Here is a 19,269-nt window from a genome sequence, read left to right as displayed (position 1 = left end):
CGCTCCGGCACAGGATGTGTCGCAAGACGAGGACTCAGGGATATGAGTGGATATGTGCCCAACCTACCCAAGGCCGAGCGCGAGGCGAAACTCAGGGACGTGCCGACGCCCAGCCCGCATCAGGCGCTCTGGGCGGAATACGAGCGCCACGCCGGCAACCCCGCGCCGGTAGCGCGCAAGACCCAGGTCGCGCTGCGCATTGGCGTGTTCTTCGACGGCACGCTCAACAATGCCGGCAACTCGGCACTAGGCCTGCGTTGCGGGGCCCAGCATCCGATCGAGCCGCGCGACCTGGAAATCAGTTGCAAGCCGTACATGTCCGATCCGGACAGCAGCTACGGCAACGACGTCACCAACATCAAGAAGCTGAGCGAGCTCTACCATGCGCCTCGTCGTCCCGAGGGGAGCGGCGATTTCCAGCATGGCTACCGGGTGCTCTACATAGAAGGAATCGGTACGACCACGGGCGAAGCGGACAGGCTGCTCGGCATGGCCATGGGGCGGGGCGAAACGGGCGTCGTGCAATGCGTGCAGCGAGCGTTCACCGATATCGGCGGCCTTCTCAATCGTTTCCGTGGCGATAACCCTGACTGCGAAATCGTATCGCTGACCTTCGATGCTTTCGGGTTTAGCCGCGGAGCCGCAGCCGCGCGGCACTTTGCCAACCTGGTAGCGCTTGGCGGGGCCGGGCCTCTTGGTATTGCCATCGCCACGGCCAGGCCCGCCTTCAGTCGGCTGTTCGTCGATGGCTACCAGCGGGACGTGCACATGGGATTCATCGGCCTGTTCGACACGGTGGCCTCCACCGGCGGGATGAGCAACCTGGGTAACGTGCGCAGCGCGGTGGCCGCGGGGCTGCGGCTGCAGCTCCCTCGGAACCTGTTCGGCAAGGTCGTGCATCTGGTGGCGCGCGACGAGTATCGGGCGAACTTCGCGCTCAACAGCGTGGCGCCGGAGCATACCGAGATCGTTCTCCCGGGTGCGCATTCCGATATTGGCGGTGGTTATCTGCCACTGGTGAACGAGCGGGTTCTGGTGAGCCCCATGCAGGCGCTGGACGTGCCGCTCGGTCTGCCCGTCGAAGCCACTTCAATTTACCGGGACGCGGCACAGGCCAGGGACCGCTGGATCACCCAGGGCTGGCCCGCCGAAATGCTGACGATCGTCACGCCTGAGCCGCAGTCGCTCGAGCCGCCTTCGGACGACCTCATGGCCCCGCCTCGAAAGCGGGTCTATGCCGCTTTGCAGTTGACCAGGCCGGTGCGTGGCGAGCTGTCACGCGTATATCTGAGGGTGATGTATGCGCTGGCCAGGGCGGCTGGAGTCCGTTTCATGGACATTCCCGATATTTCGGATTTTCACCTGCCTGCCGAGTTGGCTCCGCTAAGTGAACGTTTCGAAAAAGGGGACTATGAGGTTTTGCCTAAAGAAGACGCGGTCTTGCTACGGACCTATATCCACATGTCTGCCAACTGGAATCCACCGGCCAGGTTGCGAGGAAACACTCCGCGCACCGGCTTGGCCCTCACCTTCATCAATGCTCCAGCGAGTGATGCTCAGCGGGTATTGCATCCGCATGCGTCTTCGAGGGGATGGTAATGACAAAAGCGATTGCCGCATCTTTTGTCGTTCTGCTGTTATACGGCTGCCAAAGTGGCGACCCGCTTTCAGGTCAGCAGGACCCGCATGCTCGATGGTGGTCACTAGGTTTTACAGAGCCCAACTTCATGACCGTTTGGGTTGAAGACAGCGCAGTCGTCGACATCAACGGGCTCCTCGTTCGTCGCATAAGCAGAGGACGTGCCGCAGGCGCAGAGACCGATCGGGACGGAGAGGTTGCCCGGGGCTGGGACGGAGTAGGTGGAGATGGAGTGGCAGTCGTTGGCGCGGACCTTCCTCAACGCATATACGTTCGTTGGCAATCCATTGTCGAACCCGAAACATATCGGGCCTGGGTCGAGATTCCGGAACACGCCAGGCAACTCATGCGCCAGTCCATTAGCTTCCGATGCTCAGAGACTCCAACGTTGCCATCGCCATACAGGGCGACGGTGAGCTTGGGCTTGGCCCCTGGCGGTATCGTCCAGGTGTGGGTCTGGAACCAATGCTATCGGCCAGTCAGGGTCGCGCGTGCACAAGCTGAGATCGAGCCGCTTGGCCCCGATCTTGGACGCAACGAAGGCCGCTATGGCTATCAGCCAAGCGAAAAGGCCAAACGCTACATCGAACGCTACGGCATTCCCTACGGCAGTTGGTAGGCACGGACGCGCCTCGTTGGCGATCGTCGGATGATCGGCTTGCGCCGTCTCCTCCCTCCTGACCGGCGCCACGGCTACCGTTACACTGCGCGCCCAGCCTGGAGCCCTCGATGAACTACCGCCACGCCTTCCATGCCGGCAACCATGCCGACGTCCTCAAGCACCTGGTGTTGTCGCGTGTCCTCGCGCTGCTGTCGCGCAAGGAGGCGCCGCTGGCCTACCTCGACAGCCATGCCGGGGTCGGGCTCTATGACCTGGCCGGCGAGCAGGCCAGCCGCACTGGCGAATGGGAGCAGGGCATCGGCCGGCTGTGGAACCTGCCGCAGGTGCCGGCGGCCTTGACCGGCTACCTGGACGTTGTGCGCGCGCTGAACCCCGACGGCCGGCTGCGCTATTACCCCGGTTCTCCGGAGCTGGCGCGCCGCCTGACACGGCCGCAGGACCGCCTGCAGCTCAACGAGAAGCACCCCGAGGACGGCCGGCTGCTCAAGGCCAACATGGCGGACGACCCGCGCCTCGCCGTGCACCTCGGCGAGGGCTGGCACGTGCCGCGAGCGCTGATGCCAACCGCCGAGAAGCGCGTGGTGCTGCTGATCGATCCGCCGTTCGAGCAGGCCGACGAGCTGGCGCGCTGCGTCGAAGCCTTGAAGGAAGCGCTTGGGCGCATGCGCCAGACGGTCGCCATCATCTGGTATCCGGTCAAGGCCAGCCGCCAGCTCAGGCGCTTCCACCAGGCGCTGGCCGGCAGCGGCGCGCCGAAGCTGCTGCAGGCCGAACTCTACGTGCATCCCACCGACGATCCGGAGCGCCTCAACGGCTCGGGCCTGGCCATCGCCAATCCGCCGTGGGGGCTGGAAGACGAGTTGCGCGAACTGCTGCCCTGGCTGGCCACGCAACTCGCTCAGAGCGCCGGCGGCTGGCAGCTCGACTGGCTGATCGAGGAGCAGGCCGCGCCCACGGCCAAGCCGGTGGAGAACAAGCCCGGCCCGGTGCCGGGCCAGAAACGCGGTAAGCCGAAGCGGTCCTGAGGCCGTCGTAGCCGTACCCGGGCCGCTGAGCATCGGCGTCGGCTGCTGTTTCAGGCCCACGCCTGATGTGATCCCGCCCTCTGCCGAGGCAGCGGTTCGGGGGGCCTCACCCGAACAGCTTCAGCGGCTCTTCGTCGAGCGCGGCGATCTGCTCGCGCAGGGTCAGGACCTGATCGCCCCAGTAGCGCTCGCTGCCGAACCAGGGGAAGCTCGGCGGGAAGGCCGGGTCGTCCCAGCGGCGGGCGAGCCAGGCGCTGTAGTGGATCAGCCGCAGCGAGCGCAGGCCCTCGATCAGCGGCAGCTGGCGCGAATCGAAGTCGTTGAACTCGCGGTAGCCGTCCATCAGCTCGGCGAGCTGCGACAACCGTTCGTGGCGCTCGCCGGCCAGCATCATCCACAGGTCCTGTACCGGCGGTCCCATGCGGCAGTCGTCCAGGTCGACCAGGTGGTAGGCCTCGTCGCGGTGCAGGATGTTGCCCGGGTGGCAGTCGCCATGCAGGCGGATGCTCGGCGCCGGGGTGGCGGCGAACAGGCGGTCGAGGCGGGCGAGCAGGTCGCGCGCCACCGACTCGTAGGCCGGCAGCAGGCTGCGCGGAATGAAGTTGCCCTCGAGCAACGTCTGCAACGAGGCATGGCCGAAGCCGGCGACCGTCAGCGTCTCGCGATGCTGGAACGGCCGGGTCGCGCCGACCGCGTGCATGCGCCCGAGCAACTGGCCGAGCGCGTAGAGCTGATCGAGATTGCCCGGCTCCGGCGAGCGGCCGCCGCGGCGCGGGAACAGCGCGAAGCGAAAGCCGGCGTACTCGAACAGGGTTTCGCCGTCGCGCGCCAGAGGCGCCACCACCGGCACCTCGTGTTCGGCGAGTTCGAGGGTGAAGGCGTGCTCCTCGCGGATCGCCGCGTCACTCCAGCGATCCGGCCGGTAGAACTTGGCGATCAGCGGCGCCTCGTCCTCGAGGCCCACCTGGTACACCCGGTTTTCGTAACTGTTGAGCGCCAGAACGCGTGCGTCGCTGAGATAGCCGAGGCTTTCCACGGCATCGAGCACGAGGTCGGGCGTGAGGTTTTCGAACGGGTGGGACATGGTGCGCTCCGCAGGTTGGAGGCACAGTGTAGAACCCTCGCGGCGCAGCCGCTAATCGCCGGGTCTCGGCGTGCGCGCCAGACAGTAGACGTCGACCCTGGCCGCGCCGGCGCGCCTGAGCAGGCGCGCCAGGGCCTCGGCGGTGGCGCCGGTGGTGACCACGTCGTCGACCAGGGCAAGGTGCTGGCCGTACACGTCGGCCCCCTCGGCGAGGGCGAAGGCGCCGCGCAGGTTGCGTCGCCGCGCCCGGGCGTCCAGGCCCTGCTGGGCCGGGGTGTCCTGCACGCGCCGCAGCAGGCCGGGCCGGACGGGAATGCCGAGCGCCTTCGACAGCCAGTCGGCCAGCAGCCCGGCCTGGTTGAAGCCGCGCTGGCGCAGCCGCCGGGTCGCCAGCGGCACCGGCAGCAATGCTTGGGGCACCGGCAGGCCTTCGTCGAAGGCGTGCGCCAGGTGCCGCGCCTGACATTCGGCCATCAGCCGGCCCAGCGGCCAGCGCGCCTGGTGCTTGAAGCGGTGGATGAGGGTGTCGACCGGGAAGGCGAAGCGCCATGGCGCCTCGACCCGCTCGAAGGCCGGTGGACGCTTCAGGCAGGCGCCGCAGACCAGCCCGCTGGTGGGCAGTGGCAGGGCGCAGACCGCGCACTGGCCGGTCAGCCAGGGCAGCTCGCTTTCGCAGCCGGTGCACAGCGAGGCGCCGACTTCGGCCGGACCATCGCACAAGAGACACGATTGTTCATTAAATAACCAATTGTAAACCATGGCATCCGTTCCAGGTTGACAGCGCAGGGGCGTTGGCTAACCATTCGCTGCATCACCCCTGTCGGCGCCGCGCTGGCGCCGCCGCGATGCCTTCCCTGACACGGCCCGCGTTCGATGCAGCGGCCGCCACTGTATTACAAGGAACGCCCATGAGCGCCACCCAAACTCCCGCACTGCGTCACGACTGGAGCCTTCCGGAAGTCAGGGCGCTGTTCGAGCTGCCGTTCAACGACCTGCTGTTCCAGGCGCAGACCGTCCACCGCGGGCATTTCGATCCCAACCGCGTGCAGGTCTCGACGCTGCTGTCGATCAAGACCGGCGCCTGCCCGGAAGACTGCAAGTACTGCCCGCAGTCCGGCCACTACAACACCGGGCTGGACAAGGAAAAGCTGATGGAGGTGGAGAAGGTGCTCAAGGCCGCTGCCGACGCCAAGGCCATCGGCTCGACCCGCTTCTGCATGGGCGCGGCCTGGAAGCACCCGTCCGACAAGGACATGCCCTACGTGCTGAAGATGGTCGAGGGCGTCAAGGCGCTGGGCCTGGAGACCTGCATGACCCTCGGCCGGCTGACCGAGGGCCAGACCCGTGCGCTGGCCGAGGCCGGGCTCGACTACTACAACCACAACCTCGACACCTCGCCGGAGTTCTACGGCAACATCATCACCACCCGCACCTACGCCGAGCGCCTGCAGACGCTGGCCTACGTGCGCGACGCCGGGATGAAGATCTGCTCCGGCGGCATCCTCGGCATGGGCGAGTCGCTGGACGACCGCGCCGGCCTGCTGATCCAGCTGGCCAACCTGCCCGAGCACCCGGAATCGGTGCCGATCAACATGCTGGTCAAGGTCAAGGGCACGCCGCTGGCCGAGGAGCAGGACGTCGATCCGTTCGACTTCATCCGCATGCTGGCCGTGGCCAGGATCATGATGCCCAAATCCCACGTGCGCCTTTCGGCCGGCCGCGAGCAGATGAACGAGCAGATGCAGGCGCTGGCCTTCTTCGCCGGCGCCAACTCGATCTTCTACGGCGAGAAGCTGCTGACCACCGGCAACCCGCAGGCGGACAAGGACATGCTGTTGTTCAAGCGCCTGGGCATCCAGCCGGAGGCCCGCGAGGAGCACGACGACGAGGTGCACCAGGCGGCTATCGAGCAGGCACTGGTCGAGCAGCGCGATTCGCAGCTGTTCTATAACGCTGCGCTATAAAAAGCCGCGGAAGGCTAGAGGCTGAAGGCTGGACGAGAGAGCGCCTGCGTCCAGCCTCAAGCCTCAAGCCGCTTTTATCGAGTCTCTATGCCCTTCGACCTGCAATCCCGCCTCGCCGCCCGCCGTGCCGAACACCTCTACCGCCAGCGCCCGCTGCTCGAGACACCGCAGGGGCCGGAGGTGGTGGTCGACGGCGAGCGGCTGCTGGCGTTCTGTTCCAACGACTATCTCGGCCTGGCCAATCACCCCGAGGTGATCGCCGCGTTGCGCCGGGGCGCCGAGCGCTGGGGCGTCGGCGGCGGTGCCTCGCACCTGGTGATCGGCCACCTCACGCCGCACCACGAACTGGAGGAGGCGCTCGCCGACTTCACCGGACGGCCGCGGGCGCTGCTGTTTTCCACCGGCTACATGGCCAACCTGGCGGCGGTCACCGCGCTGGTGGGGCAGGGCGACAGCGTGCTGGAAGACCGCCTCAATCATGCCTCGCTGCTCGATGCCGGGCTGCTGTCCGGTGCGCGCTTCTCGCGCTACCTGCACAACGACGCGATGAGCCTGGCCAAGCGGCTGGACAGGGCGGTCGGCAACACCCTGGTGGTGACCGACGGGGTGTTCAGCATGGACGGCGATCTGGCCGACCTGCCTGCCCTGTGCGCCACCGCGAAGGCCCGCGACGCCTGGGTGATGGTGGACGACGCCCATGGCTTCGGCCCGCTGGGCGCCAGCGGTGGCGGCATCGTCGAGCACTTCGGCCTCGGCATCGATGCGGTGCCGGTGCTGGTCGGCACCCTGGGCAAGGCCTTCGGCACGGCCGGTGCCTTCGTCGCCGGCAGCGACGCGCTGATGGAGACGCTGATCCAGTTCGCCCGGCCCTACATCTACACCACCAGCCAGCCGCCGGCGGTCGCCTGCGCCACGCTGAAGGCGCTGGAGTTGCTGCGCCGCGAGCACTGGCGCCGCGAGCATCTGAACCGGCTGATCGCGCGCTTCCGCCGGGGCGCCGAGGAAATCGGCCTGACGCTGATGGACAGCCCGACGCCGATCCAGCCGATCCTGGTCGGCGACAGCGCCCGTGCCCTGCGCCTTTCGGCGCTGCTGCGCAGCAAAGGCATCCTGGTCGGCGCCATCCGCCCGCCGACCGTGCCGGCCGGCAGCGCCCGCCTGCGTGTCACCCTCAGTGCTGCGCACACCGACGCGCAGCTGGAACGACTGCTGGAATCGCTGGCCGAATGCTGGTCCCGACTGAGCGAGGAAGCCCCGCATGCGTGACCGTCTGATCCTGTTGTCCGGCTGGGCGTTCGGCCCGGCGGCGCTGCAGCCGCTGGGCGATGCGCTGGCCGAACAGGCGCCTCACCTGGCGGTGGAAGTCCTGCCGCTGCCGGACCAGGCGGATCCCGCCGCCTGGCTCGACGAACTCGATCGCCGGCTGCCTGACGACGCCTGGCTGGCCGGCTGGTCGCTCGGCGGCATGCTCGCCGCCGAACTCGCCGCGCGTCGTGCCGAACGCTGCCGCGGGCTGATCGCCCTGGCCAGCAACCCGGTGTTCCGCGCCCGCGAGGACTGGCCGACGGCGATGCCCGCCGAGGTCTTCGACACCTTCCACCAGGCCTTCCGGCTCGACGCCGAGGAGACCCTCAAGCGCTTTTCCATGCTCACCAGCCGCGGCGGCTACGACCCGCGCACGCTGGCCCGACAGCTGCAGGTGACCTTCGCCGGGCAGCCGCCGGCCGCGCTGGACGCCGGCCTGCAGCTGCTCGCGCAACTGGACGTGCGCCCGGCCCTCGCCGACTTCCGTGGCCCGCAGCTGCACCTGTTCGCCGGCTGCGACGCGCTGGTGCCGGTGGCCGCCGCCGAGGCGCTGCTCGCCCTGGTGCCGGATGCCGAGGTGGCGGTGCTCGACGGTGCGAGCCACGGCCTGCCGCTGGAGCGTCCGGACGATGTGGCGGCGACGCTGCTGGCCTTCCTGCGCGAGGGCGAAGATGGCTGAGACAGCCGCCGTGCTGCCCGACAAGCGCCAGGTCGCGGCCTCCTTTTCCCGTGCCGCCGCGAGCTACGACGCGGTGGCCGGTCTGCAGCGCCGGGTCGGCGAGGGCCTGCTCGCGCGGCTGCCGGCCGACCCGGCGCCATCTCGCTGGCTGGACCTTGGCTCCGGCACCGGGCATTTCGCCCGTGCGCTAGCCGCGCGCTTTCCCGCCGCCGACGGGCTGGCGCTGGACATCGCCGAAGGCATGCTGCGCCACGCCCGGCCGCTCGGCGGCGCGCGGAGTTTCGCCGCCGGCGACGCCGAGCGCCTGCCGCTGCGCGACGGTTGCCTGGAGCTGATCTTTTCCAGCCTGGCCGTGCAGTGGTGCGCGGACTTCGCCGCGGTGCTCGCCGAGGCGCGCCGCACACTGCAGCCGGGCGGCCTGTTCGCCTTCAGCAGCCTGGCCGCCGGCACGCTGCAGGAGCTGCGCGACAGCTGGCAGGCGGTTGACGGCTTCGCCCACGTCAACCGCTTCCGCCCGTTCGAGACGTACCGCGAACTGTGCGAGGGAAGCGGGCTGGCGGTGCGCCAGCTGGCGCTCGAGGCCGAGGTGCTGCACTTCTCCGACCTGCGCCAGCTGACCCACGAACTCAAGGCGCTCGGCGCGCACAACCTCAACCCGGGCCGGCCCGGCGGCCTCACCGGCCGGGCGCGGCTGCGCGCGCTGCTCGAGGCCTACGAAGCATTCCGCACGCCGGCCGGGCTGCCGGCCACCTACCAGGTGGTCTACGGCGTGCTGCAGCGGGAGCACTGAGATGGGCCAGGCATTCTTCGTCACCGGCACCGACACCGAGATCGGCAAGACCACCATCGCCGCCGGGCTGCTGCGCGCCGCGCGCCAGCGCGGGCTGTCCACTGCCGCGGCCAAGCCGGTGGCTTCTGGCTGCGAACGGACCGCCGCCGGGCTGCGCAACGAGGACGCGCTGGCGCTGCTCGGCGAATGCAGCCTGCCGCTGCGCTACGAGCAGGTGAACCCGATCGCCTTCGAGCCGCCGATCGCCCCGCACCTGGCCGCCCGTGAAGCCGGCGTGGCGCTGACCGTGGAGGCGCTCGCCGAGCCGGTACGCGCGGTGCTGGCGCTCGGGGCCGACTTCACCCTGGTGGAGGGGGCCGGCGGCTGGCGCGTGCCGCTGGCAGGAAGCGCGAGCCTGTCCGACCTGCCGATCGCCCTCGGCCTGCCGGTGATCCTGGTGGTCGGCGTGCGGCTCGGCTGCATCAACCACGCGCTGCTCAGCGCCGAGGCCATCCGCCGCGACGGCCTGGAGCTGGCCGGCTGGGTCGCCAACCTGGTCGACCCGCAGACCTCGCGCCTGGAAGACAACCTCGCCACCCTCGGCGAGCGGCTGCCGGCGCCCTGCCTCGGCCATGTGCCGCGCCTGCCCGGTGCCGACGCCGGCGCGGTGGCCGCCTGCCTGGACCTGGCGGCGCTGCTGCCCTGACCGACCGCCACGCAGCCAAGATGTAAATAATGAGAAGAGGCGGGCGTGCCCTGGGTGGGAATACTTATCATTGCCAGCCATCACGCCGAGCCTTCAGCCATCTGGCAATCCTGAGGCCGGGCCGCGTTCATCCAGCCGAGAAAGGAGTCAGCGCCTTGAATACGACCACCGGGACCCTCAACCGCCTTTCCCGCCTCGCGGTGGCCGCCGCCATCGCCGCCGCCGCGGGCCTGGCGCAGGCTCAATCCACGGTGCCCGTCGAGCACGCCAAGGGCACGACCGAGATCAAGGCCGATCCGCAGAAGATCGTGGTGCTCGACACCGCCTCGCTGGACACGCTGGACACCCTCGGCATCGAAGTCACCGCCGTGCCCGAGACCAACCGCATGCCGCCGGTGCTCGCCAAGTACGACGACAAGCAGTACGCGCGTGCCGGCACCCTGTTCGAGCCCGACTACGAGGCGATCAAGCGCATCGCGCCGGACCTGGTGATCGTCGGCGGCCGTTCGGGCGACAAGTATGCGGAAGTGGCGAAGGTCGCGCCGGCCATCGACCTCACGGTGGACCCGAAGAACCTCGTCGGCAGCGTGCGCCGCAATACCGAGACCCTCGCCATGCTGTTCGGCAAGCAGGCCGAGGCCGAGCAGAAGCTCAAGGCCCTCGACGACTCGATCGCCGCCGTCAGGCTGCAGGCGGCGGAGGCCGGCACCGGGCTGGTGGTGCTGACCACCGGCGGCAGGATGAGCGCCTACGGACCCGGCTCGCGCTTCGGCCTGGTCCACGACGTGCTCGGCGTGCAGCCGGCGGCGACCGATCTCGAGCAGTCCAACCGCGGTCAGTCGATCGACGACGGGTTCATCCAGAAGACCAATCCGGACTGGCTGTTCGTGATCGACCGCGATGCCGCCGTCGGCCGCGAGGGCAAGGACGCCCGGAAGATGCTCGACAACGCGCTCGTGCACCAGACCACCGCGTGGCAGAAGGGCCAGGTGGTCTACCTCAATGCCGCCAACTGGTACGTGCTCGGCAGCGCCGGGCTGACCGCGCTGCAGCAGAACATCGACCAGCTCGCCGAGGCGTTCGCCAAGGCAAGGTGAGCGATCGTCGCCGGTCGCTTCGTGATCGCCGTTTCCTGTCGATCGCACCGAACGCGATGAGCCTGCTAACATCCGTGGCTTCCAGTCGTCCGAAGCGTGTCTTCATGTGGCCCACGGCCAAGGAGTGATCCATGCAAGTCAGCGCAAGTACCTTCCAGGCGGGGCCGAGCGGCATCCAGGCCGGGCAGCGGACCGCCACCCAGGCTGCCGGCGACCTCGCCTCGCTGCCCGCGGCGGCCTCGAGCGCACCGGCTGCCGGCAACCAGGACCTCGGCAGCCTGCTCGTGCAGCTCGATCTCGGTCGCCAGCAGGTGGAGAGCGCGGCCAAGGTGGTGAAGACCGCCGACGAGGTCATGGGCACGCTCATCGATACCCACGCCTGACACCGCGTTCCATTGCGGCAGCGCACTCGTCGCTGCCGCTCCTTTCTCTTCGCTCCCGCTTCTGTCCATCGCTTGGCTGCCTGCCGCAACGCAATGCGACGGGCGGCTTCGCCATGCCTGAACGCGAGGAGCGCCTCCGGTCGAAGAAGCGCCCGGGGGCCGCGCCAGAGGCCTTGACAGCCGAAGAGCCATAAACGTATGTTTCAAACGAATGTTTGAGCTGGTCTGTACTATCCCTTCCACACCGGCCGTTGATCGAATCCAGAATTCACCGCTGAGGTTTACGCTATGCCTGACTACAAGGCCCCCTTGCGCGACATCCGTTTCGTACGCGACGAACTCCTCGGTTACGAGGCGCATTACCAGAGCCTGCCAGGCTGCCAGGATGCGACCCCGGACATGGTCAGCGCGATCCTCGAGGAAGGCGCGAAGTTCTGCGAGCAGGTGCTCGCGCCGCTCAACCGCGTGGGTGACCAGGAAGGCTGCACCTGGACGCCGGAAGGCGTGAAGACGCCGACCGGCTTCAAGGAGGCCTACAGGCAGTTCGTCGAAGGCGGCTGGCCGAGCCTGGCGCACGACGTCGAGCATGGCGGCCAGGGCCTGCCGGAATCGCTGGGCATGGCCATGAGCGAGATGATCGGCGCGGCCAACTGGTCCTGGGGCATGTACCCCGGCCTGTCGCACGGCGCCATGAATACCCTGCACGCGCACGGCACCCCGGAGCAGCAGCAGACCTATCTGACCAAGCTGGTATCCGGCGAGTGGACCGGCACCATGTGCCTGACCGAGCCGCACTGCGGCACCGACCTCGGCATGCTGCGCACCAAGGCCGAACCGCAGGCCGACGGCAGCTACAAGGTCACCGGCACCAAGATCTTCATCTCCGCCGGTGAGCACGACATGGCCGACAACATCGTCCACATCGTCCTCGCCCGCCTGCCCGACGCGCCGGCCGGTACCAAGGGCATCTCGCTGTTCATCGTGCCGAAGTTCCTGCCGAATGCCGAAGGCGGGGTCGGCGAGCGCAACGCCGTGTCCTGCGGCTCGATCGAGCACAAGATGGGCATCCACGGCAACGCCACCTGCGTGATGAACTTCGACGGCGCCACCGGCTTCCTGATCGGGCCGCCGAACAAGGGCCTGAACTGCATGTTCACCTTCATGAACACCGCCCGCCTGGGCACCGCGCTGCAGGGCCTGGCGCACGCCGAGGTCGCCTTCCAGGGCGGCATCGCCTACGCCCGCGAGCGTCTGCAGATGCGTTCGCTGACCGGCCCGAAGGCGCCGGACAAGCCGGCCGACCCGATCATCGTGCACCCGGACGTGCGCCGCATGCTGCTGACCATGAAGGCCTTCGCCGAAGGCAACCGCGCGATGCTCTACTACGCCGCCAAGCAGGTCGACATCGTCCAGCACAGCGAGGACGAGGAGCAGAAGAAGGCCGCCGACGCCATGCTCGCCTTCCTCACCCCGATCGCCAAGGCATTCATGACCGAGGTGGGCTTCGAAGCCGCCAACCACGGCGTGCAGATCTACGGCGGTCACGGCTTCATCGCCGAACATGGCATGGAGCAGAACGTGCGCGACAGCCGCATTTCCTGCCTGTACGAGGGCACCACCGGCATCCAGGCGCTCGATTTGCTCGGCCGCAAGGTGCTGATGACCCAGGGCGAGGCGCTCAAGGGCTTCACCAAGGTGGTCCACAAGTTCTGCAAGGCCAACGAAGAGAACGAAAGCCTCAAGGCCTTCGTCGAGCCGCTGGCCCGGCTGAACAAGGAGTGGGGCGAGCTGACCATGAAGGTCGGCATGGCCGCCATGAAGGACCGCGAGATGGTCGGCGCTGCCGCGGTGGACTACCTGATGTACTCCGGCTACGTCTGCCTGGCCTACTTCTGGGCCGACATGGCGCGCGTCGCCGCCGAGAAGCTGGCCGCCGGCACCGCCGAGGAAGGCTTCTACAGGGCCAAGCTGCAGACCGCGCGGTTCTACTACGCGCGCATCCTGCCGCGTACCCGCACCCACGTCGAAGCCATGCTGTCCGGCGCCGACAACCTGATGGAGATCGCCGAGGAAGATTTCGCCCTCGGCTACTGATCTTCTGTCCGGCGAAGAAGCCGCTGCCGGCCCGGCAGCGGCTTTTTTATGCGCGTTGCGTCAAAAAGCGCATTTTTCGTGCGTGCGAAGGATGTTCCGCAATCGGCATGCGGGCAAAATGCCGCATCTTCCCGCGCCTTTGCTGGAGCCCTCGTGTCGCAACTCGCCGCCGTGCGTCTGAGCCACTTCCTGCCTCCGCTCGCCCTGCTGGCGGGCGGGCTGGTGGCCAGCCGGCAACCGGTGCTGAACGAGTTCTTCACCTCCCTGTTCAACGTCCTGCCGACCCTGTTGCTGCTGCTGGGCGGCGCCTTCTGCCTCGGCTACGGACGCCAGCGCGAACTGTTCCTGCTGGTCGTCACCTATGCCGGCTACTTCCTGCTCGACACCCAGGCCGATCACTATCACGCGCATGGCCAGGTGATGGCCGAGACGCCGCTGATATTCCACCTCTGCAGCCTGCTGCTGCCGCTGCTGTACGGCCTGTTCGGGGCCTGGCGCGAGCGTACCCACCTGGTGCAGGACGGCCTGGCGCGGGTCGCGGTGCTGGTCGCCATGGTCGGCGTCGCGGCGGCCCTGGCCCGGCGTTTCCCGGACGGGCTGCTGGAGTGGCTGGTGGCGGTGCGCTGGCCGGCACTGCAGGCCGACTGGCTGGCGCTCGCGCAGATCGTCTACCCGGTGTTCCTGCTGGTGGCGCTGGTGCTGGCGGTGCAGTACCTGCGCCGCCCGCGGCCGCTGCACGCGGCGCAGCTGGTGGGGCTGGTCGGGCTGCTGCTGATGCTGCCGGCGGTGTTCCAGCGGCCGGGCGCGCTGAACGTGCTGACCAGCCAGGTGATGCTCATCCTGGTGGTGGCGATCGCCCAGGAAGCTTACCTGATGGCCTTCCGCGACGAACTGACCGGGCTGCCCGGCCGGCGCGCGCTGAACGAGCGGCTGCAGCGGCTCGGCCGGCAGTACGTGATCGCCATGGCCGACGTCGACCACTTCAAGGCGTTCAACGACACCCACGGTCATGACGTCGGCGACCAGGTGCTCAAGCTGGTCGCCAGCCGGCTGCGCAAGGTCGGTGGCGGCGGGCGGGCCTACCGTTACGGCGGCGAGGAATTCACCCTGCTGTTTCCCGGACGCGACCTGGAGGCCTGCCTGCCTCATCTGGAAGCCATTCGCCAGGCGGTGGCGGACTACCCGCTGCAGCTGCGCGACAGGGGCAGCCGCCCGAGCGACAACCAGCAGGGCCGCCGGCGGCGCGGGGCGGGCGCAGCCGGGCAGGCATCGGTGACCATCAGCATCGGGGTGGCCGAGGTCGGGGAGGGCCAGCGCACGCCCGAGGCGGTGATCAAGGCCGCTGACCTGGCGCTGTACGCGGCCAAGGGCGCCGGCCGCAACTGCGTACGGGCGCAGGGCATGAACCGTCGCGGTGCGGTGCGCGTGGCGCCGGCGCGTCCCTAGCCGGACGGCACTTATGACGGCGCATTCAGCGCCCGCAATGTCGTTGTTGATCGCCTCCCGCCGTCGCTAGCTTCGCCTCCTCGACCCGCGCCGCACGCGCCCGATTCCAGGAGATGCACCCATGCCCGAGTACAAGGCCCCCTTGCGCGACATGCGCTTTCTGATCGACGAAGTGTTCGATTTCCCCGCCAGCTACGCGGCGATCGGCGCCACGGAGGCGACGCCCGACATGGTCGGCGCGATCCTGGAAGAGGGCGCAAGGTTCTGCGAGCAGGTGCTGGCGCCGCTCAATCGCAGCGGCGACGAGGAGGGTTGTCACTACGACAACAGGGTGGTGACCACGCCCAGGGGCTTCAAGGAAGCCTTCGCCCGGTACGCCGAGGGCGGCTGGATGGGGCTGGCCTCCGACCCGGCCTACGGCGGCCAGGGGCTGCCGCATTCGCTGGGGCTGGTCGTCGGCGAGATGGTCGGCTCGGCCAACACCTCCTTCGGCATGTACCCGGGCCTGACCCATGGCGCCATGGCGGCGATCGGCGCGCACGGCAGCGAGGCGCAGAAGCGGACCTACCTCAGCCGCATGACCGAGGGCCGCTGGACCGGCACCATGTGCCTGACCGAGCCGCACTGCGGCACCGACCTCGGCCTGATCAAGACCCGCGCCGTGCCGCAGGCCGACGGCAGCTATGCGGTCAGCGGCACCAAGATCTTCATCTCCGCCGGCGAGCACGACCTGAGCGAGAACATCGTGCACCTGGTGCTGGCCAAGCTGCCCGATGCGCCGGCCGGCACAAAGGGCATCTCGCTGTTCATCGTACCGAAGTTCCTGCCGGATGCCGACGGCGGTGTCGGCGAGCGCAACGCGGTGTCCTGCGGCTCGATCGAGCACAAGATGGGCATCAAGGCCTCGGCCACCTGCGTGATGAACTTCGACGGCGCCCGTGGCTTTCTCATCGGCGAGCTCAACCGCGGCCTGAACTGCATGTTCACCATGATGAACCACGCCCGCCTGGGGACCGGCATGCAGGGCCTGTGCAACGGCGAGGCGAGCTACCAGGGCGCGGTGAAGTACGCCCAGGAGCGTCTGCAGATGCGCTCGCTGACCGGCGCGAAGTTTCCCGACAAGCCTGCCGACCCGATCATCGTGCACCCTGACGTGCGCCGTATGCTGCTGACCATGAAGGCCTTCAACGAGGGCAACCGTGCGCTGGCCTATTTCACCGCGCAGCTGCTCGACCAGCTGCACAGCCCTGAGGCGGGCAAGCGCGAGGAAGCCGAGGCGCTGCTGGCCTTCCTCACGCCCATCTGCAAGGCCTTCATGACCGAGACCGGGCTGGAAGTCACCAACCACGGCATGCAGGTATTCGGCGGCCACGGCTACATCCGCGAGTGGGGCATGGAGCAGCTGGTGCGCGATTGCCGCATCGCCCCGATCTACGAGGGCACCAACGGCATCCAGGCGCTCGACCTGCTGGGGCGCAAGGTGCTCGGCAGCCAGGGCGAGGCGCTCAAGGGCTTCACCCGGGTGGTCCACGGGTTCTGCAAGGCCAACGAGGGCGACGAGCGCATCCAGGCCTTCGTCGAGCCGCTGGCCCGGCTGAACAGGGAATGGGGCGAGGTGACGATGAAGATCGGCATGGCCGCCATGAAGGATCGCGAGACGGTCGGCGCGGCGGCGGTCGACTACCTGATGTACTCCGGCTACGTCTGCCTGGCCTACTTCTGGGCCGACATGGCACGCGTCGCCGCCGAGAAGCTGGCCGCCGGCACCACCGAGGAGGCCTTCTACAAGGCCAAGCTGCAGACCGCGCGCTTCTACTACGCACGCCTCCTGCCGCGCACCCGCGTGCATGTCGAAGCCATGCTGTCCGGCGCCGACAACCTGATGGAAATGGCCGAGGAGGGTTTCAGCGTCGGTTACTGATCGCCTGCGGAAAAAACTGGCGGCGGCCTGACCGCGCGCGCCACGGCGATGCCCGGGCGTTGCCCCGCCGGGTACCGGCCTGGCCCGGTACGACGGTGGGGTGTAAGGCGACTGTCCGGCGTGGCTTCGACCTTAGCAAGCGCCACGGCCGGCTTCCGTCGCGCCCGCCTCGCGGCCAAGGGAGTAGTAAGGCCGTGCGCCCTCGGGGAGTTTGCGCTCGCCCTTTTCCAGGCGTTCCAATTGGTAGCGAAAGCTTTGCATGACCTGCGCGAGAAGATGGTCGCCCGACCTGAGGGGCTTGACCGCGTCGCTTTTCCGGAAGGCCTCCAGGGGCGCGACTTCGGTTTCGTAGTCCACCGTGAAGAACAGCGGAAACGCATAGCGCTCCTCCTTGACCTGCCTGACCCGGTGGCTGGTCGCCACGTAGTAGCCGTCGGTCCAGAGTTCGAGCAGATCGCCGATGTTCAGCACCAGCGCGTCCTCTCGATAGGGAACCGGAATCCAGTTTCCGTCCGGGCTGAACACCTCCAGCCCCGGCGCCGTGGGCTTGAGCAGGGTGAAGCACTCGTAGTCGGTGTGCTCGCCGATGCCGGGACGGTCCACGGCGTCCGCGTTGTGAGGGTAATGCAGGAGCCGCAGTTGCGACGGCGGGACGTTCACCTTCTGCAGGAACAGCTCGGGATCGACCCCGAGCCCCACGGCGAACGCCCTGAATACCACCTTGCCCAGGGCGAACGCGGCGTCGTAGTAGGCCGTTACCGTTTCCCTGAAGCCGTCCAGCTCGGGCCACTGGTTGGGGCCCAGCAGGGGCGTGCCGGCCAGCACGGCGGGATGGTCCGGCGGCAGATCGATCGACAGGTCGAAGGCTTCCTTGGTATCCGGCTGCCCCGAGGCCATGATTTCCTCGCCGAAGGGCACGTAGCCGCGGTGGTTGCTCGAATGGCCGATGTAGATCTTCCGCTTTTCCGCCTCGGGCAAGGCGAAGAACCGCCGGGTCACCTCCAGCAGGCGCGCCTGCTGCGCTTCCAGGCCGTGGCCGACCAGTTGCATGAAGCCCACCTCGTGCGCGGCCTCGGCCAATGCGCGGACGGTGGCCAGATAACCCGGGTGCTGTACCCCGGCCAGCAGCGGGCCGATATCCAGCACCGGAATTTGTGTGAAGGTTCTGCTCATTGTCTGGTCCTGTGGCGGCGGGTGAAAACCGCTCGGCTACCGATGGAGGCGTCCCGGCAGCCGTGTGTTCATAGCTGGCCGGCGGCGGCCTGGCGTACATAGCTGTCGTCGAAGCGCAGCTTCAGGTTTCCGGCATTGCCCCAGATGCGGCCGCCGGGGTAGGCGATGCCGATTTCCTCGGCCGAGCGGGCGCCGCTGCCGAGCAGGCCCTTGTCGAAGGAGAACCGGGCGATGCTGGCCATGGAATCCTGGAGCGCCCGATCGCTCATCAGCGCCGCCACGCTGGCGGGCTCGTCATACAGGTGGGTGTCCGCCAACTGCCGTTCGTAGCCTTCCAGGTCGGTACCGGAAGCGATGCCCATCGCTTCACGCGCCGCGCGCCCTTCGGCGTCGTCCCGGCCCATGATCGCCAGGGTCTCGAACCAGGCGCCGGTCAGCGCCTTGCCCAGCTCCGGGTGTTTGGCCAGGGTTTCGCTTCTGACGACCAGGCTGTCGGTGAGCTCGCCGGGCATCCTGCGCGAATCGAAGACGTTGGTGGCGTCGTCGCGCTCGAGGATGTCGCTGGCCATCGGGTTCCAGGTCACCATGGCTTCGACGGATGGCTGGGCATAGAGCGCCACCATGTCGGCGTCCGAGGTGTTCACCAGCGTCAGGTCGCGCTCGCTCAGGCCGACGCTTTCCAGGGCGCGGGCGAGGAAGTAGTGGGAGATCGAGTACTCGATCAGATTGACCTGCTTGCCGCGAAGGTCCTCGAGGCTGTCGCCCTCCTTGAGGATGATCACGTCGTTGCCGTTGGAGTAATCGGTCACGGCGACCACCGTGGAGTCGACGCCGCCGGCGGCCGGAATGGTCATGGCGTCCAGGGTCGCCATCATGCAGGCATCGAATCCGCCGGCGGTGTACTGGTTGATGGCCTCGATGTAGTCGTTGACCTGTACGGTCTCGATTTCGATGCCGTATTTCCTGGCCCACTTGTCCACGATGCCGGCGCTGCGGGCGTAATCCCAGGGCATGTAGCCCGGATAGAGCGTCCAGGCCAGGCGGAAGGGTTCGGCGGCGTGGAGCATGCCGCTCAGCAGTCCCAGGCAGGCGATGACGGCACAACGGCGAAGCGAGCGGATCGGATTCATGACGGGTTCCTCGGTGGATGGCGGGAGGGGGGATGGTTCCCCTCCGCGCTTCGGATGAGCGCCTGGAGGCGGTCCGAGCAACGGCTGTGCCAGAAGCGGGGCAGCGGCTATAACATGCTTATTTTCATGCAATTTTGCATATAATGTGGGCGCGAACTCTCTCCTGGCCAGGTTCCTGGAGCACCTGCGCAGTGCGAAGTGTGCAAAATTGCACTATTTTAATCCGAACGCT

Annotated in this window: 17 protein-coding genes; 13 read left to right on the top strand and 4 right to left on the bottom strand. The window is 68.0% G+C overall.

Annotation, left to right across the window (positions count from 1 at the left end; translation table 11 throughout):
- The first annotated feature begins 42 nt into the window (after positions 1–42).
- The 3 genes from H610_RS0102255 to H610_RS23105 all read left to right on the top strand — a co-directional run bounded on the left by H610_RS0102255 (position 43) and on the right by H610_RS23105 (position 3,286).
- The gene (locus H610_RS0102255; RefSeq protein ID WP_028238163.1) at positions 43–1,599 is read left to right on the top strand and encodes a phospholipase effector Tle1 domain-containing protein; all 1,557 of its coding nucleotides are present in this window, start codon (positions 43–45) and stop codon (positions 1,597–1,599) included.
- Positions 1,599–2,258, top strand: coding sequence for a DUF2931 family protein (locus tag H610_RS24720; RefSeq protein WP_084166352.1), 660 nt, complete (start codon positions 1,599–1,601; stop codon positions 2,256–2,258). Before H610_RS0102255 ends, H610_RS24720 begins: the two co-directional genes overlap by 1 nt.
- A gap of 110 nt (positions 2,259–2,368) precedes the next feature.
- On the top strand, positions 2,369–3,286 hold the full coding sequence (locus H610_RS23105; protein ID WP_051231434.1) for a 23S rRNA (adenine(2030)-N(6))-methyltransferase RlmJ: 918 nt from the start codon (positions 2,369–2,371) through the stop codon (positions 3,284–3,286).
- Between the two features lie 106 nt (positions 3,287–3,392).
- On the opposite strand, the gene H610_RS0102245 is transcribed toward H610_RS23105, so the two are convergent.
- Both H610_RS0102245 and H610_RS0102240 read right to left on the bottom strand, forming a co-directional pair.
- Positions 3,393–4,370, bottom strand: a complete 978-nt coding sequence (locus H610_RS0102245) for a serine/threonine protein kinase (protein ID WP_028238162.1) — start codon at positions 4,368–4,370, stop codon at positions 3,393–3,395.
- 51 nt (positions 4,371–4,421) lie between these two features.
- Positions 4,422–5,129 carry a ComF family protein gene (locus H610_RS0102240; protein ID WP_028238161.1) on the bottom strand — a complete coding sequence of 236 codons (708 nt, stop codon included), beginning with the start codon at positions 5,127–5,129 and terminating at the stop codon, positions 4,422–4,424.
- 149 nt (positions 5,130–5,278) lie between these two features.
- On the opposite strand from H610_RS0102240, the gene bioB reads away from it, so the two are divergent.
- The 10 genes from bioB (at position 5,279) to H610_RS0102190 (ending at position 16,734) form a co-directional block, all read left to right on the top strand.
- On the top strand, positions 5,279–6,334 hold the full coding sequence (bioB, locus tag H610_RS0102235; RefSeq protein WP_028238160.1) for a biotin synthase BioB: 1,056 nt from the start codon (positions 5,279–5,281) through the stop codon (positions 6,332–6,334).
- An 87-nt stretch (positions 6,335–6,421) separates the two neighbouring features.
- On the top strand, positions 6,422–7,600 hold the full coding sequence (gene bioF / locus H610_RS0102230) for an 8-amino-7-oxononanoate synthase (protein ID WP_028238159.1): 1,179 nt from the start codon (positions 6,422–6,424) through the stop codon (positions 7,598–7,600).
- A complete protein-coding gene (locus tag H610_RS0102225) occupies positions 7,593–8,318 on the top strand; it encodes an alpha/beta fold hydrolase (RefSeq protein ID WP_028238158.1) in 726 nt (241 codons plus the stop codon). The genes bioF and H610_RS0102225 overlap by 8 nt, the downstream gene beginning before the upstream one ends.
- Positions 8,311–9,108: a malonyl-ACP O-methyltransferase BioC gene (gene bioC, locus H610_RS0102220; RefSeq protein WP_028238157.1), complete on the top strand. Its 798-nt coding sequence runs from the start codon at positions 8,311–8,313 to the stop codon at positions 9,106–9,108. Before H610_RS0102225 ends, bioC begins: the two co-directional genes overlap by 8 nt.
- 1 nt (position 9,109) lies before the next feature.
- The gene (gene bioD / locus H610_RS0102215) at positions 9,110–9,793 is read left to right on the top strand and encodes a dethiobiotin synthase (RefSeq protein ID WP_028238156.1); all 684 of its coding nucleotides are present in this window, start codon (positions 9,110–9,112) and stop codon (positions 9,791–9,793) included.
- Between the two features lie 155 nt (positions 9,794–9,948).
- The gene (locus tag H610_RS0102210) at positions 9,949–10,890 is read left to right on the top strand and encodes a siderophore ABC transporter substrate-binding protein (protein ID WP_028238155.1); all 942 of its coding nucleotides are present in this window, start codon (positions 9,949–9,951) and stop codon (positions 10,888–10,890) included.
- Positions 10,891–11,021: 131 nt separating this feature from the next.
- A complete protein-coding gene (locus tag H610_RS0102205; protein ID WP_028238154.1) occupies positions 11,022–11,273 on the top strand; it encodes a hypothetical protein in 252 nt (83 codons plus the stop codon).
- 288 nt (positions 11,274–11,561) lie between these two features.
- Positions 11,562–13,367 carry a phenylacyl-CoA dehydrogenase gene (locus H610_RS0102200; RefSeq protein ID WP_028238153.1) on the top strand — a complete coding sequence of 602 codons (1,806 nt, stop codon included), beginning with the start codon at positions 11,562–11,564 and terminating at the stop codon, positions 13,365–13,367.
- Between the two features lie 153 nt (positions 13,368–13,520).
- On the top strand, positions 13,521–14,813 hold the full coding sequence (locus tag H610_RS0102195; protein ID WP_028238152.1) for a GGDEF domain-containing protein: 1,293 nt from the start codon (positions 13,521–13,523) through the stop codon (positions 14,811–14,813).
- A gap of 121 nt (positions 14,814–14,934) precedes the next feature.
- Positions 14,935–16,734 carry an acyl-CoA dehydrogenase C-terminal domain-containing protein gene (locus H610_RS0102190; protein ID WP_028238151.1) on the top strand — a complete coding sequence of 600 codons (1,800 nt, stop codon included), beginning with the start codon at positions 14,935–14,937 and terminating at the stop codon, positions 16,732–16,734.
- Between the two features lie 132 nt (positions 16,735–16,866).
- On the opposite strand, the gene H610_RS23100 is transcribed toward H610_RS0102190, so the two are convergent.
- Positions 16,867–17,907 carry an isopenicillin N synthase family dioxygenase gene (locus tag H610_RS23100; protein ID WP_043237406.1) on the bottom strand — a complete coding sequence of 347 codons (1,041 nt, stop codon included), beginning with the start codon at positions 17,905–17,907 and terminating at the stop codon, positions 16,867–16,869.
- Between the two features lie 68 nt (positions 17,908–17,975).
- Positions 17,976–19,037 carry a putative urea ABC transporter substrate-binding protein gene (locus tag H610_RS0102180; RefSeq protein WP_028238150.1) on the bottom strand — a complete coding sequence of 354 codons (1,062 nt, stop codon included), beginning with the start codon at positions 19,035–19,037 and terminating at the stop codon, positions 17,976–17,978.
- Between the last annotated feature and the right edge of the window lie 232 nt (positions 19,038–19,269).

The organism is Stutzerimonas azotifigens DSM 17556 (assembly GCF_000425625.1).
Lineage (GTDB): Bacteria > Pseudomonadota > Gammaproteobacteria > Pseudomonadales > Pseudomonadaceae > Stutzerimonas > Stutzerimonas azotifigens.
The sequence above is the reverse complement of the archived record's forward strand: the minus strand, read 5'-3'. Positions and strand labels throughout refer to the sequence as shown.